The 22,129-nt window shown below is 66.1% G+C and carries 16 protein-coding genes, 2 tRNA genes and 3 rRNA genes; 6 read left to right on the forward strand and 15 right to left on the reverse strand.

What is annotated here, in order from left to right:
• Nucleotides 1-53 precede the first annotated feature (53 nt).
• From ACW7G5_RS13725 to ACW7G5_RS13755, 7 genes are all read right to left on the reverse strand, one after another.
• The gene (locus ACW7G5_RS13725; RefSeq protein WP_457005398.1) at nt 54-542 is read right to left on the reverse strand and encodes a hypothetical protein; all 489 of its coding nucleotides are present in this window, start codon (nt 540-542) and stop codon (nt 54-56) included.
• Nucleotides 543-591: 49 nt separating this feature from the next.
• Nucleotides 592-1,203, reverse strand: a complete 612-nt coding sequence (locus ACW7G5_RS13730) for a hypothetical protein (protein ID WP_457005400.1) — start codon at nt 1,201-1,203, stop codon at nt 592-594.
• Between the two features lie 44 nt (nt 1,204-1,247).
• Nucleotides 1,248-1,361: ribosomal RNA gene (gene rrf / locus ACW7G5_RS13735) — 5S ribosomal RNA — on the reverse strand.
• Between the two features lie 171 nt (nt 1,362-1,532).
• A 23S ribosomal RNA gene (locus tag ACW7G5_RS13740) occupies nt 1,533-4,416 on the reverse strand.
• A gap of 230 nt (nt 4,417-4,646) precedes the next feature.
• Nucleotides 4,647-4,723 (reverse strand) — tRNA-Ile (locus ACW7G5_RS13745).
• A 17-nt stretch (nt 4,724-4,740) separates the two neighbouring features.
• Nucleotides 4,741-4,816, reverse strand: a tRNA-Ala gene (locus ACW7G5_RS13750).
• 96 nt (nt 4,817-4,912) lie between these two features.
• Nucleotides 4,913-6,457: ribosomal RNA gene (locus ACW7G5_RS13755) — 16S ribosomal RNA — on the reverse strand.
• Together the 16S, 23S and 5S rRNA genes with 2 tRNA genes alongside form the textbook arrangement of a ribosomal RNA operon.
• A gap of 769 nt (nt 6,458-7,226) precedes the next feature.
• On the opposite strand from ACW7G5_RS13755, the gene ACW7G5_RS13760 reads away from it, so the two are divergent.
• The gene (locus ACW7G5_RS13760) at nt 7,227-7,679 is read left to right on the forward strand and encodes a DUF192 domain-containing protein (protein WP_457005401.1); all 453 of its coding nucleotides are present in this window, start codon (nt 7,227-7,229) and stop codon (nt 7,677-7,679) included.
• A 20-nt stretch (nt 7,680-7,699) separates the two neighbouring features.
• Here the strand turns inward: ACW7G5_RS13760 and ACW7G5_RS13765 are convergent, their stop codons facing one another.
• The gene (locus tag ACW7G5_RS13765) at nt 7,700-7,882 is read right to left on the reverse strand and encodes a rubredoxin (RefSeq protein ID WP_457005403.1); all 183 of its coding nucleotides are present in this window, start codon (nt 7,880-7,882) and stop codon (nt 7,700-7,702) included.
• Nucleotides 7,883-7,969: 87 nt separating this feature from the next.
• Here ACW7G5_RS13765 and thiE point away from each other — a divergent pair, with 87 nt between their 5' ends.
• Nucleotides 7,970-8,608 carry a thiamine phosphate synthase gene (gene thiE / locus ACW7G5_RS13770; RefSeq protein ID WP_457005458.1) on the forward strand — a complete coding sequence of 213 codons (639 nt, stop codon included), beginning with the start codon at nt 7,970-7,972 and terminating at the stop codon, nt 8,606-8,608.
• Nucleotides 8,609-8,714: 106 nt separating this feature from the next.
• Entirely contained in the window at nt 8,715-10,007 is a 1,293-nt protein-coding gene (gene hemL / locus ACW7G5_RS13775) for a glutamate-1-semialdehyde 2,1-aminomutase (protein WP_457005405.1), read from the forward strand.
• A gap of 117 nt (nt 10,008-10,124) precedes the next feature.
• Here the strand turns inward: hemL and ACW7G5_RS13780 are convergent, their stop codons facing one another.
• The 3 genes from ACW7G5_RS13780 to ACW7G5_RS13790 all read right to left on the reverse strand — a co-directional run bounded on the left by ACW7G5_RS13780 (nt 10,125) and on the right by ACW7G5_RS13790 (nt 13,028).
• Nucleotides 10,125-11,345 (reverse strand): acetylornithine transaminase, encoded by a 1,221-nt coding sequence (locus tag ACW7G5_RS13780; RefSeq protein WP_457005407.1) that lies wholly within the window; start codon nt 11,343-11,345, stop codon nt 10,125-10,127.
• 9 nt (nt 11,346-11,354) lie between these two features.
• Nucleotides 11,355-12,176, reverse strand: a complete 822-nt coding sequence (locus ACW7G5_RS13785; RefSeq protein WP_457005409.1) for an SDR family oxidoreductase — start codon at nt 12,174-12,176, stop codon at nt 11,355-11,357.
• A 144-nt stretch (nt 12,177-12,320) separates the two neighbouring features.
• Nucleotides 12,321-13,028, reverse strand: coding sequence for a serine/threonine protein kinase (locus tag ACW7G5_RS13790; RefSeq protein ID WP_457005411.1), 708 nt, complete (start codon nt 13,026-13,028; stop codon nt 12,321-12,323).
• A 21-nt stretch (nt 13,029-13,049) separates the two neighbouring features.
• On the opposite strand from ACW7G5_RS13790, the gene ACW7G5_RS13795 reads away from it, so the two are divergent.
• Nucleotides 13,050-15,080 carry a VTT domain-containing protein gene (locus ACW7G5_RS13795; RefSeq protein WP_457005413.1) on the forward strand — a complete coding sequence of 677 codons (2,031 nt, stop codon included), beginning with the start codon at nt 13,050-13,052 and terminating at the stop codon, nt 15,078-15,080.
• Here ACW7G5_RS13795 and ACW7G5_RS13800 read toward each other — a convergent pair.
• The 3 genes from ACW7G5_RS13800 to ACW7G5_RS13810 all read right to left on the reverse strand — a co-directional run bounded on the left by ACW7G5_RS13800 (nt 15,077) and on the right by ACW7G5_RS13810 (nt 17,700).
• Nucleotides 15,077-15,661: an LON peptidase substrate-binding domain-containing protein gene (locus tag ACW7G5_RS13800; RefSeq protein WP_457005415.1), complete on the reverse strand. Its 585-nt coding sequence runs from the start codon at nt 15,659-15,661 to the stop codon at nt 15,077-15,079. The two genes, ACW7G5_RS13795 and ACW7G5_RS13800, sit on opposite strands and share 4 nt — an antisense overlap.
• A gap of 61 nt (nt 15,662-15,722) precedes the next feature.
• A complete protein-coding gene (gene mpl, locus ACW7G5_RS13805; protein WP_457005417.1) occupies nt 15,723-17,129 on the reverse strand; it encodes a UDP-N-acetylmuramate:L-alanyl-gamma-D-glutamyl-meso-diaminopimelate ligase in 1,407 nt (468 codons plus the stop codon).
• Nucleotides 17,130-17,133: 4 nt separating this feature from the next.
• Nucleotides 17,134-17,700, reverse strand: coding sequence for an adenylate kinase (locus tag ACW7G5_RS13810; protein ID WP_457005418.1), 567 nt, complete (start codon nt 17,698-17,700; stop codon nt 17,134-17,136).
• Between the two features lie 125 nt (nt 17,701-17,825).
• On the opposite strand from ACW7G5_RS13810, the gene ACW7G5_RS13815 reads away from it, so the two are divergent.
• Nucleotides 17,826-19,082, forward strand: coding sequence for a 6-phosphofructokinase (locus tag ACW7G5_RS13815; protein ID WP_457005420.1), 1,257 nt, complete (start codon nt 17,826-17,828; stop codon nt 19,080-19,082).
• Nucleotides 19,083-19,127: 45 nt separating this feature from the next.
• Here the strand turns inward: ACW7G5_RS13815 and ACW7G5_RS13820 are convergent, their stop codons facing one another.
• Complete coding sequence (locus tag ACW7G5_RS13820) at nt 19,128-19,640, reverse strand: hypothetical protein (protein WP_457005422.1); 513 nt, start codon at nt 19,638-19,640, stop codon at nt 19,128-19,130.
• A gap of 178 nt (nt 19,641-19,818) precedes the next feature.
• On the opposite strand from ACW7G5_RS13820, the gene ACW7G5_RS13825 reads away from it, so the two are divergent.
• The gene (locus tag ACW7G5_RS13825) at nt 19,819-21,849 is read left to right on the forward strand and encodes a sodium-translocating pyrophosphatase (RefSeq protein WP_457005424.1); all 2,031 of its coding nucleotides are present in this window, start codon (nt 19,819-19,821) and stop codon (nt 21,847-21,849) included.
• Nucleotides 21,850-22,129 lie beyond the last annotated feature (280 nt).

The raw sequence follows: 22,129 nt of genomic DNA on the forward strand, positions 1-22,129 counted from the left end.
ACCGGAAGTCCCGGACTTGCCAGGACTTGCCAGGACTCAAAGCATGCGTACGCTCAGGAGCCGACGTCTTCGTCGTAGGTGACGGAGAGATAGTGGATGGCCGTGCCCGGAGCAAGCACGCACTGTAGTGCCGGCCTGAAGATGTGCTCGGGAGCGCCCGCGATCTCGCTGGGCTGCCATGTAAGCGCCACGCCGCGGGACATCGTGAAGACATCCGCCGACTTGGTGCGATAGACAGCCTGGCTCGTATCGCCCTGTTCGTAGCCCTCGACGAAGGTGCAGGTCACCCTCCCCGATCGCCGGCCCGTCGCACCCGCTTCCACCAGGACCTTCATCGCGCCCCGGCCACCGGGACGCGGATCCCCACGCAGGGCGCAAGAAACGAATACCGGCGTCGTTCCCTTGTTTACGAAGCTCAAGGGCCGCGAATCAAGGCCTTCCGCATACGCGAAGGTGGCCGGTTGGCAAACCGATGCAGCGCCCTGGAAGTCGTAACGAACGACCTCGGCCGCATCCGCTTGCCCCGAAACGATGGGAAGCATCAAGGCCGAAAGCAGGGCGGTTGCAACCGCGGGCGCGCGCCCGCGGGAATCAGGCGCCGACATCTTCGTTGTACTCGCGACGGGTGTGTTGCATTGAGGTTTTCGTCGGAAGCACGCAACTCAGGGAAGGCCGGTCGATGCCCGACGGCTTCGCATTGGACACGTCACCCGGAATCCAGGCCAGTTCGGCATGGCTACCGGCCGCGACACTGACCGTCTTCGGAACATAGACCGCGAACTCCAGGCCACCGGTCTGATGGCCATTGACCAGCGTGCAGGTCACGTCTCGCGCGGACGTGCCGCCATTGCTGACCACGACCGAAAGACGCTTGGCCCCGCGCACGCTGCCCGCGCGATCATCACCCTGCCAGTTGCAGCTGACATAGATGTCGCCGGCGGCTTCGTTCGCCAGCGCAAGCGGGCGATACCGGGTGCCCTGGGAGTAGGCAAACGTGGACGCCTTGCACATGCCGGTTGCGCCTTGCACGTCGACACGCGGAAGCTCGGCCGCGCCGAGGGCCGGCAGCACGAGCAGGCAAGCTGCATAAATCAGGATGCGGGCAGAACAACGCATGGACGTCACCGGTAGGGAAAGGTCGCACACGTTAACGGAAGCAGCGTAACGCGGCAAGAGCCGCGCCCCGGTCAGCTGCACGGACACAAAGAAAAACCCCGCAGCCGTGGCTGCGGGGTTTTGGGGTAAAACCCTGGCGATGACCTACTCTCGCATGCTAGATGCACACTACCATCGGCGCATGCGCGTTTCACTTCCGAGTTCGGAATGGGATCGGGTGGTTCCACGCAGCTATTGTCACCAGGGAGAGGGTGGAGGGTCGCGGGCCGTTACCGGCTTGACGCGCACACGCTCTCGTTGGTTTGCCTCGGAACGGAGCCAGAAATCAGCTCCGCCGTTGGCGAATAAATAGGGACGTAGCGAACTTTTGGGTCGAACATCGACGCGTCGTCGAGTCCAAGGCCACTTGAGGTTATATGGTCAAGCCACACGGATCATTAGTACTGGTTAGCTCAACACATTGCTGTGCTTACACACCCAGCCTATCAACCACCTAGTCTTGATGGTTCCTTCAGGGGGCTTGTGCCCCGGGAGATCTCATCTTGAGGCGCGCTTCCCGCTTAGATGCTTTCAGCGGTTATCGCTTCCGAACGTAGCTACCCGGCAATGCCACTGGCGTGACAACCGGAACACCAGAGGTTCGTCCACTCCGGTCCTCTCGTACTAGGAGCAGCCCCTCTCAAATCTCCAACGCCCATGGCAGATAGGGACCGAACTGTCTCACGACGTTCTGAACCCAGCTCGCGTACCACTTTAAATGGCGAACAGCCATACCCTTGGGACCGGCTACAGCCCCAGGATGTGATGAGCCGACATCGAGGTGCCAAACACCGCCGTCGATATGAACTCTTGGGCGGTATCAGCCTGTTATCCCCGGAGTACCTTTTATCCGTTGAGCGATGGCCCTTCCATACAGAACCACCGGATCACTAAGTCCTACTTTCGTACCTGCTTGATCCGTCGATCTTGCAGTCAAGCACGCTTATGCCTTTGCACACAGTGCGCGATGTCCGACCGCGCTGAGCGTACCTTCGAGCTCCTCCGTTACTCTTTGGGAGGAGACCGCCCCAGTCAAACTACCCACCATACACGGTCCCCGATCCGGATAACGGACCTAGGTTAGAACGTCAAGCACGACAGGGTGGTATTTCAAGGTTGGCTCCACCCCAGCTAGCGCCAGGGTTTCACAGCCTCCCACCTATCCTACACAGACGAACTCAACGTTCAGTGTAAAGCTATAGTAAAGGTTCACGGGGTCTTTCCGTCTTGCCACGGGAACGCTGCATCTTCACAGCGATTTCAATTTCACTGAGTCTCGGGTGGAGACAGTGCCGCCATCGTTACGCCATTCGTGCAGGTCGGAACTTACCCGACAAGGAATTTCGCTACCTTAGGACCGTTATAGTTACGGCCGCCGTTTACCGGGGCTTCGATCAAGAGCTTCGCCTTGCGGCTGACCCCATCAATTAACCTTCCGGCACCGGGCAGGCGTCAGACCCTATACGTCCACTTTCGTGTTTGCAGAGTCCTGTGTTTTTGATAAACAGTCGCAGCGGCCTGGTATCTGCGGCCCTCCTCAGCCCAGCCACGCATGTGGCCACCAAAGAGGGCGTACCTTCTCCCGAAGTTACGGTACCATTTTGCCTAGTTCCTTCACCCGAGTTCTCTCAAGCGCCTGAGAATTCTCATCCTACCCACCTGTGTCGGTTTACGGTACGGTCTGCACAAGCTGAAGCTTAGGAGCTTTTCCTGGAAGCGTGGTATCAGTCACTTCGCTCTAATGAGCTCGTCTCGGTGCTCGGTCTTGAAGGGTCCCGGATTTGCCAAAGACCCAAACCTACCTCCTTTCCCCAGGACAACCAACGCCTGGTAGACCTAACCTTCTCCGTCCCTCCATCGCACTTGTGCGAGGTGCTGGAATATTAACCAGCTTCCCATCGACTACGCATTTCTGCCTCGCCTTAGGGGCCGACTCACCCTGCGTCGATTAACGTTGCGCAAGGAAACCTTGGGCTTTCGGCGTGGGGGCTTTTCACCCCCATTATCGTTACTCATGTCAGCATTCGCACTTCCGATACCTCCAGCAGACTTCTCAATCCACCTTCAACGGCTTACGGAACGCTCCTCTACCGCGCATCACAAAGTGATGCACCCCAAGCTTCGGTTCCATGCTTAGCCCCGTTAAATCTTCCCCGCAGACCGACTCGACCAGTGAGCTATTACGCTTTCTTTAAAGGATGGCTGCTTCTAAGCCAACCTCCTGGCTGTCTGTGCCTTTCCACATGGTTTTCCACTCAGCATGGAATTTGGGACCTTAGCTGTGGGTCTGGGTTGTTTCCCTTTTCACGACGAACGTTAGCACCCGCCGTGTGTCTCCCGCATATTCTGTCTTGGTATTCGGAGTTTGCAATGGTTTGGTAAGTCGCAATGACCCCCTAGCCATAACAGTGCTCTACCCCCAAGAAGATTCGTGCGAGGCGCTACCTAAATAGCTTTCGAGGAGAACCAGCTATCTCCGGGTTCGATTAGCTTTTCACTCCTAATCACACCTCATCCCCTACCTTTGCAACGGGAGTGGGTTCGGGCCTCCAGTACCTGTTACGGTACCTTCACCCTGGGCATGACTAGATCACCCGGTTTCGGGTCTACTGCCCGCGACTATGCGCCCTTATCAGACTCGGTTTCCCTTCGCCTCCCCTATACGGTTAAGCTCGCCACGAACAGTAAGTCGCTGACCCATTATACAAAAGGTACGCAGTCACTCCACGAAGGAGCTCCTACTGCTTGTACGCACACGGTTTCAGGGTCTATTTCACTCCCCTCACCGGGGTTCTTTTCGCCTTTCCCTCACGGTACTGGTTCACTATCGGTCGGTCAGGAGTATTTAGCCTTGGAGGATGGTCCCCCCATGTTCAGACAGGGTTTCTCGTGCCCCGCCCTACTCACTTATCATCATTCCGGCACTTTCGCATACAGGGCTTTCACCTTCTATGGCCAGTCTTTCCAGACTGTTTTGCTAGAACCGGAACAACTTTTGGGCTGCTCCCCGTTCGCTCGTCGCTACTAGGGGAATCTCGGTTGATTTCTTTTCCTCCGGGTACTTAGATATTTCAGTTCCCCGGGTTCGCCTTGCATGGCTATGTATTCACCATGCAATACTCCTTGCGGAGTGGGTTTCCCCATTCGGACATTGCCGGATCAAAGCTTGTTGCCAGCTCCCCGACACTTTTCGCAGGCTACCACGTCCTTCATCGCCTCTGACCGCCAAGGCATCCACCGTGTGCGCTTATTCACTTGACCATATAACCCCAAGTCGCCTCGGAGCCATATGCAGCCCATGCGTACAAAGCACGGACGTGAATATAACCACTCAATTTATGTAGGGCCTCTAGGGCCCCGCCTTAGCCTCAACGACACGTTTGGATATTCGTCTCAAACGCTCGCTACGTCCCTGATTTTCAAAGAACACGGTTCGGCCACAATGCCGCCCCGCTTCTAAATCTTTAGTGTGTGCGCAGATCATCCAGGAATGGTGGGTCTGGGAGGACTCGAACCACCGGCCTCACCCTTATCAGGGGTGCGCTCTAACCACCTGAGCTACAGACCCAATGTCTTTCCCCAGCGTGGTGGAGCCTGTCGGGATCGAACCGACGACCCCCTGCTTGCAAAGCAGGTGCTCTCCCAGCTGAGCTAAGGCCCCATAAAAGGGGTCGGTCCCCCGGCTTTCGCCGTGGAACTCCTGGATGCAGGTCACTTGTGCGGACGCCTGACAGGCAATTAGCTGTCTTTAGTCTCTAAAGGAGGTGATCCAGCCGCACCTTCCGATACGGCTACCTTGTTACGACTTCACCCCAGTCATCGGCCACACCGTGGCAAGCGCCCTCCCGAAGGTTAAGCTACCTGCTTCTGGTGCAACAGACTCCCGTGGTGTGACGGGCGGTGTGTACAAGGCCCGGGAACGTATTCACCGCAGCAATGCTGATCTGCGATTACTAGCGATTCCGACTTCACGGAGTCGAGTTGCAGACTCCGATCCGGACTGAGATCAGGTTTCTGGGATTGGCTAGCCCTCGCGGGTTTGCAGCCCTCTGTCCTGACCATTGTAGTACGTGTGTAGCCCTGGCCGTAAGGGCCATGATGACTTGACGTCATCCCCACCTTCCTCCGGTTTGTCACCGGCGGTCTCCTTAGAGTTCCCACCATTACGTGCTGGCAAATAAGGACAAGGGTTGCGCTCGTTGCGGGACTTAACCCAACATCTCACGACACGAGCTGACGACAGCCATGCAGCACCTGTGTTCGAGTTCCCGAAGGCACCAATCCATCTCTGGAAAGTTCTCGACATGTCAAGGCCAGGTAAGGTTCTTCGCGTTGCATCGAATTAAACCACATACTCCACCGCTTGTGCGGGCCCCCGTCAATTCCTTTGAGTTTCAGTCTTGCGACCGTACTCCCCAGGCGGCGAACTTAACGCGTTAGCTTCGATACTGAAGACTCAATTGTCCCCAACATCCAGTTCGCATCGTTTAGGGCGTGGACTACCAGGGTATCTAATCCTGTTTGCTCCCCACGCTTTCGTGCCTCAGTGTCAGTACTGGTCCAGGTGGCCGCCTTCGCCACGGATGTTCCTCCTGATATCTACGCATTTCACTGCTACACCAGGAATTCCGCCACCCTCTACCGTACTCTAGCCCGCCAGTATCCAATGCAATTCCCAGGTTGAGCCCGGGGCTTTCACATCAGACTTAACGAACCACCTACGCACGCTTTACGCCCAGTAATTCCGAGTAACGCTTGCACCCTTCGTATTACCGCGGCTGCTGGCACGAAGTTAGCCGGTGCTTATTCTTTGGGTACCGTCAGAACAACCGGGTATTAACCGATTGCTTTTCTTCCCCAACAAAAGAGCTTTACAACCCGAAGGCCTTCTTCACTCACGCGGCATGGCTGGATCAGGCTTTCGCCCATTGTCCAATATTCCCCACTGCTGCCTCCCGTAGGAGTCTGGGCCGTGTCTCAGTCCCAGTGTGGCTGATCATCCTCTCAGACCAGCTACGGATCGTCGCCTTGGTGGGCCATTACCCCTCCAACTAGCTAATCCGACATCGGCTCATCTATCTGCGCGAAGCCCGAAGGTCCTCCGCTTTCACCCGTAGGTCGTATGCGGTATTAGTCCCGGTTTCCCGAGGTTATCCCCCACAAATAGGCAGATTCCGATGTATTCCTCACCCGTCCGCCACTCGCCACCCGGAGAGCAAGCTCTCCTGTGCTGCCGTTCGACTTGCATGTGTTAGGCCTGCCGCCAGCGTTCACTCTGAGCCAGGATCAAACTCTTCACTTAAAATTGCATGGACCGAAGTCCAAACGCTTTGAGTGCAGTCGTCGTTACCCGAGCTCGAATCACTCGCATGCATTTCTGCATTTGCTTGATTTGTTGCTCTTGTTACGTACGTCTGCAAATGGACAACCATCCACTTGCCAGACGTCCGCACAAGTCACCTGCGCACACTGTCAAAGATCATGGGGATCGGCCTCAGCGCCTTTCCCGTTGCCCCGTCGTTTCCTCCGAGGCGAGCCGCACATTGTAGCGCGGTTTTTGCTTTCGTCAACACCCTGTGAGGCGTCTTCTTCAGCGTGCTTCGGAGGTGGCGGTCAGTGACCGTTTGTCCGAAGCGAGCCGCCCATTATAGCGCGACTTTTGCTTCCGTCAACACCCTGCGGGCGCTTCCTTCAGCGTGCTTCGGAGGTGGCGGTCAGTGACCGTTTTGTCCGAAGCGAGCCGCACATCTTAGCGCGACTTTCGCTTCCGTCAACACCCTGTGTGGGGTTGATTTCAGCCTCCCTTTTCGTCGTGGCCCGGAGGCCGTTTCCGTCAGGGGAGCCGCACATCTTAGCGCGGTTTCGAAGAACGTCAACACCCTGTGAAGCGGCTTTTTCGTTCTTCCCCGCTTCGTAGCTGCCGGCGGTGCCGACCGCTGCTTGGCGGGGCGCGCATTGTGCAGCGCCCGGGAGGATTTGGGAAGGGGTCCAGTGTTTTTTTTCGACTTGACCGCGCCGCGCCTCTCCGGGACTGTTGGCGCACTCCCTATATATGACGAGAGACGCTGCCCATGCGAATACCCTTTTTCGCGCTGTTGCTGTGCTGCACGACCCTGCTTGCGACCGCGTGCGCCAGTGACGGGCGCTGGGTGGAGCTTGCCGGTGAGCGTTACGTGGTCGAGGTAGCCGACGACGACGAGGCCCGGGCGCGCGGCCTGATGTTCCGGGACTCGCTGGCGGATGGCCACGGCATGCTGTTCATCCACGAACGCGAAGAGCGCCAGGCCTACTGGATGAAGAACACGCGGATCCCGCTGGACATCCTCTATTTCGACGCATCGCTGCGCCTGGTGTCACAGCAGCGGGGAGTGCCGCCGTGTTCGGCGGGAGACCGCTGTCCGCCGTATCCAAGCCGGGCACCGGCGCTGTACGTGCTTGAACTCAACGCCGGTGAAGCCCGCCGGCTGGGGCTGGAGGACGGCGCCGCGCTGGAACTCGGCCCGGACGTCGCTCGCGGCCGCTGAATGCGGTCACGCGGGGCTCTTCAGAGCGCCATCATCTCGAAATCGTCCTTGGTTACGCCGCAGTCCGGGCAGGTCCAGGTGTCCGGGACATCCTCCCAGCGCGTTCCGGGGGCGATGCCTTCTTCGGGCAGGCCCACGGCTTCTTCATAGATGAAGCCGCAGACCACGCACATCCAGGTGCGGTAGGCGGTGGTGTCGTTCATCGGATAATGCGGTTCCGGTCGCGCACGGCGCGGGCCACCATTGTCCCATCACGCCCATCGACAGGAAACCACGCAATGTCCGAGGCAATGCCTTCGCGTCCGGGCGCCCACGCGCGCGGCCTTTATCTGCTGACGCCGGACGAGCCCGACACGTCGCGCCTGCTGGCCCGGGTCTCGGCGGTGCTCGCGAAGGCGGCGCTGCTGCAGTACCGCAACAAGCTTGCCGACGCCACGCTGGCGCGCGCACAGATTGCAGCCTTGCTGCCGCTTTGCCGTGAGCGCGGCGTACCGCTCCTGATCAACGACGACTGGCGGCTTGCGCGTGCCTGCGGCGCCGATGGGGCGCACCTGGGCGAAGGCGACGGCGACATCCGCGCCGCGCGCGAGGCGCTTGGCGAAGGCGCGATCATCGGCGCCTCCTGCTATGACAGCCTGCAGCACGCGGAGCGCGCAGCGGCCGCGGGCGCCGACTATCTCGCGTTCGGCGCGTTCTTTCCATCGCCGACCAAGCCGCTGGCCCGCCGCGCGACGCCCGGACTGCTGCGCAGCGCGGCGAAGTTCGGCGTGCCGCGGGTGGCCATTGGCGGGATCACGCCGGACAATGCCCGCATCGTGGTCGATGCCGGCGCGGACCTGGTCGCGGTGATCAGCGGCGTGTTCGACGCGCCCGACCCGGTGGCCGCGGCGCAGTCCTACCTCCAGGCGTTCGAAGCACCTGTCGCGTAGAGAGCCGGATGCACCGGGCACGTCCCGCACGGGCGCCATGGAGCGTCCGCGGCAATCACCATCACGCCATTCGCGCCTTCAGGCGCCACTACAGGAATTCATTGCGATGAAGCACGACAAGTCACACGCCCTGTTCTCCCGCGCCGTGGAACTGATCCCGGGCGGGGTCAATTCGCCGGTACGCGCGTTCAAGTCGGTCGGCGGCGAGCCGTTCTTCGTCGAGAGCGCCGACGGCGCCTATCTGCATGACGTCGATGGCAACCGCTACATCGACTATGTCGGCTCCTGGGGGCCGATGATCGTCGGCCACAACCATCCGAAGGTGCGCGAGGCCGTGCAGGCGGCGATCGGCAACGGCCTCTCGTTCGGCGCACCCTGCCCGGCCGAAGTGACCATGGCCGAGACCATCACCCGCCTGGTGCCGTCCTGCGAAATGGTGCGCATGGTCAACTCCGGCACCGAGGCCACGCTGTCGGCGGTGCGCCTGGCGCGAGGCGCCACCGGGCGCCAGCGCATCGTCAAGTTCGAGGGCTGCTACCACGGCCACGGCGACTCCTTCCTGGTGAAGGCCGGCAGCGGCATGCTCACCCTCGGCGTGCCGACGTCGCCGGGCGTGCCGGCCGCGCTGGGCGAGCTGACCTCGACCATCAGCTACAACGATTTCGAGGCCGCGACGCAGCTGTTCGATGACATTGGCAGCGAGGTCGCGGCGGTGATCATCGAACCGGTGGTGGGCAACGCCAACTGCCTGCCGCCGCGCGAAGGCTATCTTCAGCACCTGCGCGAACTCTGCACGAAGCACGGCGCGCTGCTGATCTTCGACGAAGTGATGACCGGGTTCCGCGTGGCCCTGGGCGGCGCGCAGGCGCGCTACGGCGTCACTCCCGACCTGACCACGTTCGGCAAGATCATCGGCGGCGGCATGCCGGTGGGCGCCTATGGCGGCCGCCGCGAGCTGATGCAGCAGATCGCGCCAGCCGGCCCGATCTACCAGGCCGGTACGCTCAGCGGCAATCCGGTGGCGATGGCCGCGGGCCTGGCGATGCTGGAGCTGGTGCAAGCGCCCGGCTTCCACGACCGCCTGGAAGCCACGGCCAACACGCTGTGCGACGGCTTCGAGGCCGCCGCGCGCGAGGCCGGCGTACCGCTGACCACCAACCGCGTCGGCGCGATGTACGGGCTGTTCTTCACCGACCGCAAGGTCGATACCTATGCCGACGCCGTGGCCTGCGACAGCGCGGCGTTCAACCGCTTCTTCCACGCGATGCTGGAGCGCGGCGTGTTCCTGGCGCCATCGGCCTACGAGGCCGGTTTCGTCTCCAGCGCCCACGACGAGGCGGTGGTCGAGGCCACGCTGGCCGCCGCGCGCGAGGCGTTCAAGGTCGTCGCCGCCGGCTGAGCCCGCGGAGCGCAGGCGCCGCCGGACCCGGCGGCGCACTGGCCGGCCGCCTTTCCACCAGGGCTGCCCGAAGTGCCGGCGCTCCCGGCGCTTCGGATCGCGGCATCCCCCATGCTTTCAGCGAACCATCCGGGCCCCGGCGGCGTGCAGGCGTGCCAGGCCGTCGGCAACCTCCGCGTCACTGATGTTCAACGCCGGCACCAGGCGCAGCACGTCGGCGCCCGCCTGCAACAGCAGCAGGCCTTCGGCCGCGGCGTGATCGAGGAATTCACCGGCGCGACCGGCATGCGCCGCCTTGAGCACCGCGCCCAGCATCAATCCACGCCCGCGCACTTCAGAGAACAGGTCGAATTCCGCACCGATCGCCACCAGCCCGGCGCGCAAGGCACCGGATTGCCGCGCCACGTTGGTTTCGATCTGCGGCGAGGCCAGCTTGCGCAGCGCCACCCGGGCCACCGCCGCGGCCAGTGGATTGCCGCCGAAGGTGGTGCCGTGGTCGCCGAACTGCATCGCCTCCGCCACGCGCGGCCCCGCAAGCATGGCGCCCACCGGAAAGCCGCCGCCCAGGGCCTTGGCCAGGGTGACGATGTCCGGCACCACGCCGTCATGCCAGTGGGCGAACAGGGCACCGGTACGCCCCATGCCGCTCTGGATCTCGTCCAGGACCAGCAGCGCGCCGTGCTGGTCGCACAGCGCGCGCACCGCCTGCAGGAAGCCGGGCGCGGCCGCGACCACCCCGCCCTCGCCCTGCACCGGCTCGAGCATGACCGCGGCCACGTCGCCCGCGGACATCGCCGCTTCCAGCTGGTCGATCGCGTTGAAGTCCACGTAGCGGAAGCCTTCCGGCAGCGGCTCGTAGCCGGCCTGGTACTTCGGCTGCGCAGTTGCGGTCACGGTCGCGAGCGTGCGGCCATGGAAGCTGCCGCGGAAGGTGAGAACCACCCGCCGCTCCGGCCCCCGCCCCTGCACGCTCGCCCACTTCCGCACCAGCTTGATCGCGGCCTCGTTGGCCTCGGCGCCGGAGTTGCACAGGAAGACGCGTTCGGCGAAGCGCGAAGCCTCCACCAGCTCCTGGGCCAGGCGCAGCGGCGGTTCGCTGTGGAAGACGTTGCTGGTGTGCCAAAGCCTGCCGGCCTGCTCGACCAGCGCGGCGACGAGGTCGGGGTCGGCATGGCCCAGGCTGCAGACCGCGATGCCGGCCGAGAAGTCGATGTAGTCGCGGCCTTCGCTGTCCCAGACCCGCGCGCCCTGGCCGCGCACGAGCACCACCTCGCGCTGGCGGTATACCGGAAGGTAGCGGTCGCGCCCGAGGGCGAGGAGGGAGGCGGTATCCGGCATGGGGCGGGCTCAGTCGAGGAACAGGTCGGGGAACAGCGGCATCGACGGATCCACCGCGTAGCCCGAGAGGTCGGTGATGCCCGCTTCGGCCAGCACCTCGTCGTCGATGAGGAAGTTGCCGGCGAAGCCGGTCGCCGGGCGCACCAGCACGGCGTGGGCGGCGTCGGCCATGATCTCCGGCGAGCGGCCGTTGCCAGGCTCCACGCCCGGGATCATGTTCAGCGCATCGGTGCCGATGATCGTGCGCGGCCACAGCGCGTTGACCGCCACGCCCCTGGGCCCGAACTCGGCCGCAAGCCCAAGGGTCACGAAACTCATGCCCATCTTGGCCAGCGTGTAGCCGGTGTGCGGACCCCACCACTTCGGGTCCAGCGACGGCGGCGGCGCGAGCGTCAGGATGTGCGGATTAGGCGCCTCCAGCAGGTGCGGCAGGCAGGCCTGGGCACAGAGGAAGCTGCCGCGGGCATTGACCTGCTGCATCAGGTCGAAGCGCTTCATCGGCGTATCGAGCGTGCCGCGCAGCCAGATCGCGCTGGCGTTGTTGACCAGGATGTCGATGCCGCCAAAGGCGTCGACCGTGGCGGCGACCGCGGCGCGTACCTGATCCTCCTCGCGGATGTCGCACTTCAGCGCCAGGGCCTGCCCGCCGGCGTCGGTGATCGCCTTCGCCGCGGTGTGGATGGTGCCCGGCAGCCGCGGATTGGCGACATCCGACTTGGCCGCGATGGCGACGTTGGCGCCGTCGCGCGCGGCTCGCAGCGCGATCGCCAGGCCGATGCCGCGCGAGCCGCCGGTGATGAAGAGGGTCTTGCCGGAAAGTGTGGACGTCATGGCAGGACACCGCCTGTAGGAGCAGCTATAGCTGCGATCGGATGATGATAGGACATGGCTTCAAGAGGGTGCGTCGCAGCGACAGCTGCGCCTGCGGTGGGGGGCGGCGCATGTGGTCCGGCGGTGGGGTCGTGGCGGATGCCCTCAGGGCTTCGGGCCCTGGCCTTCGTTGTCTTCCCACTTCAGGAGCCTGCGGGTGACGAAGCGGTAGACGGGCTTGCCGGTGGCGAACCAGGCGTCGCGCAGCCATGAAGTGCGCTTGAGCACGCGGCGCTCGACCGGGGTGATGCGGTCCGGGCAGTAGGTACGTTTGTGCTTGAGCAGGTGGCGCAGGTCCTCGCGCGCGAGCAGGCGCATCCAGCGCGAGCGCGGATGGCCGCGCACCGCCAGCTGGAAGTCGATGATCGCCGGGCGCCCGTCCTCGAGCACCAGCCAGTTGGCTTCCTTGGCAAGATCGTTGTGGGCCAGGCCGTGGCGGTGCAGCTGCCGCAGCAGCCGGCGCGCGCGACGGAAGTACGCGATGTCGCCGCGCGGCGGGCGCTGGTACATCGCATCGCCGGGCATGTAGCTGCGGTCGAGCATGCGACCGTCCCAGCGCAGCAGCTGCGGGACGTCGGCCATGCCCGCCACCGCTTCGAGTCCGCGCGCCTCGCGCCGCGCCAGCCACCAGGCGGGGAGCCGCAGCCACCACGGCACGTGGCGCAGGTCGCGGCGCACGAACAGGGTGCCGCCGGCCGCGCCGGCGTTCCCGGCGCCGGGCACAGCGGCCCCGCCTTCGCGGCGCATCAGTCCGATGCGGCCGAAGCTGTCCGCTTTCAGCGCGCGCACTTCGACTGAACCCGAGTCATCCATTACTGCATTGTAGGCGGCGCGATGCGCCCTCCGGCTGCCATAATTGCTGCGGTGAGTGCCTGGTTCGACACCCTCGTTGCATGGATCGGCGCCCATCCCGTGGCCGCCGGCGTGGCCATTTTCGCAATTGCGTTCTGCGATGCCGTCATCGTGCTCGGTGCCGTGGTGCCCGCGCTGCCGCTGCTGTTCGCGATCGGCGTGCTGATCGGCTTCGGCGAGATCTCGGGGCCGTACGCGATCGCCTGCGCAGCGCTTGGCGCGCTGGCCGGCGATGCCAGCAGCTACTGGATCGGTTACCGCTGGGGCCCGCAGCTGCGCGCCACCTGGCCGTTCAGGAAATACCCGCAGCTGCTCGACCGCGCCGGGGTGCTGTTCCGCCGCAACGAGATCAAGGGCATCTTCATCGCCCGCTATGTCGGCCCGGTGCGCCCTTTCGTGCCCGCGATCGCCGGCATGTCGCGGATGCCCCTGCGGCGCTACGTACCCGCGAGCATCGTCGCCGCGATCTCGTGGGCGATGCTGTTCCTCGCCCCGGGTTGGCTGCTCGGCGAGGCCTACGACGCGGTGGCGGCGGTCGCCGATCGCCTGGCGCTGGTGGTCGCCGCGCTGCTGGCGGCGATCGCGCTGGCCTGGTCGCTGGTCCTCTATACCTATCGCTGGTTCGCCAACCACGCCGATGCGCTGCTGGCGCGCGCCCTGCGCTGGACCCGCGACCATCCGCGCCTGGGTCGCTACGCCGCCGCGCTGATCTCGCCCAACCGCCCGGAATCCGCCTCGCTGGCGCTGCTGGCCGCCTGCCTGCTCGCAATCGGCGTGGCCTGGTTCACCCTGCTGGCGACGATGCTGGCGCGCGGCGAGCCGCTGGCGCTGGACCTGCGCATCCACGACGCGATGTACGCGCTGCGCAATCCGCTGGCCGACCGGCTGATGGCCGGGCTGGCGTCGATCGGCGACCCGGTGGTCCTCGGCCTGCCGATCGCGCTGTCCACGCTGTGGCTGCTGTGGCGACGGCGCTGGATGGCGGCGGCGCACTGGCTGGCGGCGCTGGCCTTCGGCCTGGTGCTGACCGCGGCCCTGGAGGCGGCGATCGACATGCCGCGCCCGCCGACCGCGCTCAGCGGCTTCGGCTTCCCCTCGGTGGGCCTGACGATGACCACCATCACCTTCGGCTTCTTCGCCGTGCTGATTGCGCGCGAACTCCCCGGGCGGCAGCGGGTCTGGCCCTACCTGGTATCCGGCGCGGTGGTGGCGGTGCTGGGCTTCGCGCGGCTGTACCTGGGCGCGCACTGGCTGACCGACCTCGTGGGCGGGATGCTGCTGGGCATTGCCTGGCTGCTGGCGCTGGGCATCGCCTACCGCCGCCACGTGGCGCGCTCGTTCTGGATGCGGCCACTTGCAGGCCTGTTCTACGGCGCCTTCCTGCTGGCCGCGCTGTGGCACGCACCGCGGGCGGTGGATCCGTTGCTGGAGCGCTTCGCACCGCAGCCGGCACCGGCCAACATCGACCTGGACAGCTGGTGGCGGGACGGCTGGGCGGCCCTGCCCTGGCAGCGCAACGAACGCGACGCCAGCCGTCGCTGGCCGCTGGATGTGCAGGTCGCCGGGCCACTGCAGCCCCTTGAGGCGCACCTCGGCCAGCGCGGCTGGACCGTCCAGGCCCAGGCGGACTGGAGCGACACACTGCTGCTGCTTGACGATGACACCCCCGCGCTGGAGCAGAAGGTGTTGCCGGCCACCCTGGGCGCCAGCGCCGAAACCCTGCTGGCGCGCCGCACGCTCGATGACGGCCGCATCCTGGTGCTCCGCCTGTGGCACGCACCGCGACAGCCGCGCGACGGCACGCCGCTTTGGATCGGCACGGTCCAGACCCTCACCCACGCGCGCCCCTTCGACCTGTTCGGACTGTGGTCGCCCGACGCGGACACCAGCAGCGCCTACGCCCTGCTGCGCGAAGACCTCGCCGGATTCGATCTGCGGGAAGACCCGCACCCGGCGTCCGGCGAACAGGTGTTGCGCCTGCGGCTGCCGCTGGTGGCCGGAGCCGGGCCCTAGCCGATCAGCGCCAGCAGGCCCTCGAGCCGGGCGTGGGGATCGTCCATGGCCAGCAGTTCGACGCGCCGCTCTTCAGGCATCGGCAACAGTTCGAGCAGGCGCCAACCGACCCAGGCGGCATCCTGGAAACCCGGCTCGAAGCCGGGTGGCCGGCCGACCTGGTCGAAGATGCGTTCCAGCAGGGTGCCGAGCAGCGCGTGCTCGGGGCGCAGCCGGGCATGGGCGGGTTCGTCCGCGCGCCACTCCACTTCGGCCTCGACGAGGCCGCTGTCACGCACGGCCGTACGCGCGACGCGAAACCGGCGCGCGCCGCGTACGCGCAGGGTCAGCAGGCCGTCCTCATCGGTGCCGAAGTCCTCGATCAGCGCTTCGGTGCCGAACTTCGCCGGAACCGCGGGTGAGCCGACTTCGCTGCCCTCGGCGATCAGGCAAACGCCGAAGCCGCTGCCGCGCCGGCCGCATTCGCCCACCAGGTCGAGGTAGCGCGGTTCGAACACGCGCAGGCCCAGCATCGCACCGGGCACCAGCACGGTCTGCAGCGGGAACAGCGGAAGCAGCGGAAGCAGCGGTGGATCGGCCATCGACCGCAGTTTACCCGCCGTGCGCGTCAAGGCCACGGCGAGACGGCGGCATCGTGCGACCTCAGTCGCCGCGCAGCATGCCGAGGAAGCGACGCGGCGCGCCGTCGAAGCCACCGTTGGACATGAACACCACATGGTCGCCTTCATGCACGAGGGCACGCAGGCTCGCCAGCAAGGTGTCCGCATCGGATACCGCAGTGCCCTGGCCGCGGAGCCCGCCGACCACGGCGCCCGCATCCCACTCCAGCCCGGCGCGATGGAGGAACACCACCGCATCGGCCAGCGCGAGCGAGGGCGCCAGCGCCTTCGCGTGCGCACCCAGGCGCATCGAGTTGCTGCGCGGCTCCATCGCCACCACGATCCGCCCGTCGCCGACGCGTGCCCGCAGGCCCTCCAGGGTCGTGGCGATGGCGGTGGGATGGTGGGCGAAGTCGTCATAGACGCTGATCCCGCCGGCCTCGCCGAGCAGCTCCATGCGTCGCTTGACGCTGCGGAAAGCCCCCAGCGCCGGCAGCACGGAGGCGACATCGACGCCAACCGCATCGCAGGCGGCAAGGGCGCCGAGCGCGTTCATCACGTTGTGGCGGCCGAGCAGCGGCCAGCGCACCTCGCCGACCTCGCGTCCGGCCTGCAAGACGGCAAATGCGCCGCCGTCGTCGGCGAGCAGCCGCGCGCTCCAGTCCAGCGGCGCGCCCTGGCCCGCGTCGATGCCGAAGCGCACGACCGGCGTCCAGCAGCCCATGGCCAACACCTCGGCCAGGTGCGGGTCCTCGCCGTTGACCACCAGACGCCCCCGACCCGGGATCGTGCGCACGAAATGGTGGAACTGGCGCTGGATCGCGGCCAGGTCCGGGAAGATGTCGGCGTGGTCGAACTCGAGGTTGTTGAGCACCGCGACCAGCGGCCGGTAGTGCACGAATTTCGAGCGCTTGTCGAAGAAGGCGGTGTCGTATTCGTCGGCTTCGACCACGAAGGGGGAGTTTTCCAGGCCTTCGCGCCTGGCACCGTCGTGCATGCCGCCAACCCGCGCCGAGACCCCGAAATCCTCCGCCACGCCCCCGATCAGGAATCCGGGATGACGCCCCGCGGCCTCGAGCAGCCAGGCGAGGATCGTGGTGGTCGTGGTTTTTCCGTGCGTGCCCGCCACCGCGATCGTGTCGCGCCCCGGCAACACCTTGTCGCGCAGCCACTCCGCGCCGGAGGTATAGGCAAGCCCGTTGTCCAGCACGTGCTCCACCGCGGCATTGCCGCGCGACAGCGCGTTGCCGATCACCACCTGGTCGCAGTCGGCCGAAATATTGGCGGGGTCGTAGCCCTGGCGCAGTTCGATGCCGAGGCGCTCGAGCTGGGTCGACATCGGCGGGTACACCGCCTGGTCGCTGCCCTCGACCTCGTGGCCGAGCTCGCGCGCCAGCGCGGCCACGCCGCCCATGAAAGTGCCAGCGATGCCGAGGATATGCAGCTTCAAGGCGTCAGGACCGGTCGAGCGCCACCAGGATGCGGTCGAAGACCTCGTCGAGCGTACCGACGCCGTCGACCACGCCGAGCCTGCCGGCGTCGCGGTAGTAGCCGATCACCGGCGCGGTCTGCTCGTCATAGACCTGCAGGCGCTTGCGGACCGATTCGGGGTTGTCGTCGGAACGGCCTTCGGCCTGTGCGCGCCCGGCAAGGCGGTCGATCAGCAGTTCATTGTCGACCTCAAGCTGGATCGCGGCGTCCATCGGCTGGCCGATGCGCTGCAGCAGGGCGTCAAGCGCGGCCGCCTGGGCCAGGTTGCGCGGATAGCCGTCGAGGATGAAGCCATTGGCCACGTCGGCGCGAGAGAGCCGGTCCTCGAGCATGCCGAGCAGGATCGCGTCGGACACCAGCTCGCCGCGGGCCATCACCTCTTTCGCCTGCAGGCCCAGCGCGCTGCCGGCCTTGACCTCGGCGCGCAGCAGGTCGCCGGTCGACACGTGTGGCACCTGCAGGTGCTCCTTCAGGCGCGTGGCCTGCGTCCCTTTGCCGGAACCCGGCGCACCAAGCAGTACCAGTCGCATCGAACGCTCCATGTGGTCTCTGGGCGTGGACGGCGCGGGGCGTAGAATCCACCGCCTGCGGCCACGACCGCGCCAGCTTACCGTAATCACCCCCCGGCCCGAAGCCCCTTTCCAACGGACCCGAGATGCCCAAAGGTTGCCTGTTCTACGCCCAGTCCGGCGGCGTCACCGCCGTCATCAACGCCACCGCCTCCGCTGTGATCAGCGAGGCCCGCGCGCGCAAGGTGCGCGTGCTGGCCGGCCGCAACGGCATCCTCGGCGCCCTGCGCGAGGAGCTGATCGACACGTCGAAGGAGCCGGCGGCGGCGATCCGCGCCCTGGCCCACACCCCCGGCGGCGCCTTTGGCTCGTGCCGCTACAAGCTGAAATCACTGGACGAGGACCGCGCGAAGTATGAGCGCCTGCTCGACGTGCTGCGCGCCCACGACGTGCGCTGGTTCCTCTACAACGGCGGCAACGATTCCGCCGACACCGCCAACAAGGTCTCGCAGCTGGCCGCTGAGTTCGACTACCCGCTGACCTGCATCGGCGTGCCGAAGACGGTCGACAACGACCTGGTGGTGACCGACTGCTGCCCGGGCTTCGGTTCGGCGGCCAAGTACACCGCGGTCTCGGTGCGCGAGGCAGCGCTGGACGTCGCGGCGATGGCAGACACCTCGACCAAGGTCTTCGTCTACGAGGCCATGGGCCGCCACGCCGGCTGGCTGGCGGCCGCGGCGGGCCTCGCTGGCGACGGCCCCGATGCCGCGCCGCACCTGATCCTGTTCCCGGAGCGCGCCTACGACGAGGAGGACTTCCTGGCCCGGGTGCGCAAGGTCGTGGATCGCGTCGGCTACTGCGTGGTCGTGGCCAGCGAGGGCATCCGCACCGCGGACGGCCGCTTCGTGGCGGACGCGGGCGGCGGCAAGGACTCCTTCGGCCACACCCAGCTTGGCGGGGTCGCCTCGTACCTGGCGGGACGGGTGAAGGATCGCCTCGACCTGAAGGTGCACTGGACGCTGCCCGACTACCTGCAGCGCTCGGCGCGCCACATCGCCTCGAAGACCGATCTCGACCACGCCATGGCCGTGGGCAAGGCCGCGGTGCGCCTCGCGCTGGAGGGCCGCAACGCGACCATGCCGGCAATCGTCCGCACCTCCGACGCGCCCTATCGCTGGAAGATCGAGCCGGCGCCGCTGGCCCGGATCGCCAACCGCGAAAAGACCATGCCCAGGGGCTTCATCCGCCGCGACGGCTACGGCATCACGGCCGCGGCGAGAACCTATCTCGAGCCGCTGATCCGCGGCGAAGCCTACCCGCCCTACGGCCGCGACGGCCTGCCGAAGTACGTCACCCTGAAGAATGTCGCCGTTCCAAAGAAGCTGCCGACCTGGGAAGAATGAGTTCCTCCCCTCGGGGGTGGCGATAGCGGTCGAGCGGGAGCCGCGTCAGCCGCCGGCGCAGGCCTCGCCTTCCACACCCATCTCGGCGGCGTACATGGGGGTCGCCGCGATCCTGCCGGCGGCGGCGGCCTGCTTCGACTCTTCGATGTAGATCCGCGACTGGCCCTGGCCGTCCAGCTCCATCGTCTGGTCCACCGGCTTGCGCCACACGCGCACCACTGCCCGCCGCGAGGCGCACTCGGCGCTCGGCACCCTGAGCACATCGTTGAACACCCAGCCTGACGCGACCGACGGCCTGGCCTTGGCCGCGTCTACGAAGCGTGCGCGCGGCTGGCAGTTCGCGCTGGTGCGGACCACGGCGAAACGGTAGGGATCAGCGGCATCGCCGGTGAACGCACCCTCGATGCGTGCGCAGGCCTCCGGGATCTGGCGCAGCGTGTGGACCACGCCCACCGCCTGCGGTGCCGCCGCCGGCCGGCTGATCTCGGGCTTCGGGTCGGCGGCCAGCGCGGGCGCGGCGGCGAAGGCAAGCAGGCAGATGGCAGCGGCGGATCGCATCACGGGGACTCCTTGGGCCGGGGCGATGGTCAGGCTGGCATGCGGCGCCTGAATCCGCCCTGCCGCGGCGCGGCCCGCACGCGCTGCAGCGCGGCAATACCGGGCCCGGGGCGTATGCCATAGTCGGGTGGTTCCAGCTCCACTCAGATGCTATCGACCACACCCTGGGGAGGGATTCATGCTCGAGCAACAAGCTTTGTGGCTGGCACTTGCCTGTGCCGGCCTGGCGATCATCTACGGCATTGTTTCTGCGCGATGGATCCTTGCGCAGCCCGCGGGCAACGAGCGCATGCAGCAGATCGCGGCCGCGATCCAGGAGGGCGCCGGGGCCTACCTGCGGCGGCAATACATCACCATCGCCATCGTCGGCGTGGTGCTGTTCCTGGTCACCGGCTTCGTGCCGGCCCTCGGCTGGCCGACGGCCATCGGCTTCCTGATCGGCGCGGTACTCTCGGGCCTGGCCGGCTTCATCGGCATGTTCGTTTCGGTGCGTGCCAACGTGCGCACCACGCAGGCGGCGACCGTGGGCCTGAACGAGGCGCTGGCGGTCAGCTTCCGGGGCGGCGCGGTCACCGGCATGCTGGTCGTCGGCCTGGGCCTGCTGGGCGTGGCCGGCTACTTCATGTTCGTGGTCGGCGACGGCCGCGACGCGCTGGCGGTCGAGGCCGCGCTGCAGCCGATGATCGGACTTGCCTTCGGTTCCTCGCTGATCTCGATCTTCGCGCGGCTTGGCGGCGGCATCTTCACCAAGGGCGCCGACGTCGGCGCGGACCTGGTGGGCAAGGTCGAAGCCGGGATCCCCGAGGACGATCCGCGCAACCCGGCGGTGATCGCCGACAACGTCGGCGACAACGTGGGTGATTGCGCCGGCATGGCGGCCGACCTGTTCGAGACCTACGCGGTGACCATCATCGCCTCGATGCTGGTCGCCGGCATCAGCTTCGCGACCTACGGCTGGGCCGGCGTGGTGCTGCCGCTGGTACTGGGTGCGGCGTCCATCATCGCCTCGATCATCGGCACCTTCTTCGTCAAGGCGCGGCCGGGTGGCAAGATCATGAACGCGCTGTACCGTGGCCTGGGCGTGTCCGGCGTGCTGGCGGCGATCGCATTCTGGTTCATCACCGGCAGCATGTTCGAAGCCTCGCTGGCGCTGCCGCTGTTCTGGTGCGCGATCGTCGGCCTGGTGTTGACCGGCATGCTGGTGGTGATCACCGAGTACTACACCGCGACCGAGTACGCGCCGGTGCAGGACGTGGCGCGAGCTTCCGAGACCGGCCACGGCACGAACGTGATCGCGGGACTTGCGGTGTCGATGAAGTCGACCGCGGCACCGGTGATCGTGGTCGCGGCCGCGATCTGGTGCTGCTACGCAATCGCGGGCCTGTACGGCCTGGCGATCGCCGCCACCGCCATGCTGTCGATGGCCGGCATGATCGTGGCGCTCGACGCCTACGGCCCGATCACCGACAACGCCGGCGGCATCGCCGAGATGAGCGGCCTGCCGCCGGAGATCCGCGAGACCACCGACGCGCTCGACGCCGTCGGCAACACCACCAAGGCGGTGACCAAGGGCTATGCGATCGGTTCGGCGGGCCTGGCCGCGCTGGTGCTGTTCGCCGACTACGCGCACAAGCTGGAGGCCTCGGGCCGCGCGGTGAACTTCTCCATCGACAACCCGAACGTGGTGATCGGGCTGCTGATCGGCGGCATGATCCCCTACCTCTTCGGCGCGCTGGCGATGCAGGCCGTCGGCCGCGCGGCCGGTGCGGTAGTGGAGGAGGTGCGGCGCCAGTTCCGCGAGATCCCCGGGATCATGGAAGGCACCGGCAAGCCGCAGTACGACCGCGCGGTCGACCTGCTGACGCGCTCGGCGATCCGGGAAATGATCGTGCCTTCGCTGCTGCCGCTGGCCATTCCGATCATCGTCGGCCTGGTGCTGGGCGCGGACGCGCTCGGCGGCCTGCTGATGGGCACCATCGTCACCGGCCTGTTCCTGGCGATCTCGATGTGCACCGGCGGCGGCGCCTGGGACAACGCCAAGAAGTACATCGAGGAAGGCCACCACGGCGGCAAGGGCTCCGAGGCGCACAAGGCCGCGGTCACCGGCGATACCGTGGGCGATCCCTACAAGGACACTGCCGGCCCCGCCATCAACCCGCTGATCAAGGTGACCAACATCGTCGCCCTGCTGTTGGTGCCGCTGCTCTAGGCGATACCTGAGACGGCACATTCCTGCGCGGGGCATCCCACGCAGGAGCAGAAAAGCGGCCCCTGCGGCCGCTTTTCTTTGGCTCTTCTCCGGGCTGCAGGGGTGATGGCTTGCAGCTGGGGCGTTGATGCGCGTCTGGGGATGGTCGCCGTTCCGTTGGGGTCCGCGCGGCCCGTCCCGCGCACAGGGGGTGTGCTGCGCCGGCGTCTCCGCGTCCTGCTACCAGCGCCGGGCGCCGGCCATCCATGGCCGGCTCTCCGCACACCCCCTGTGCGCGGGA

The organism is Luteimonas sp. A501, from assembly GCF_054052085.1.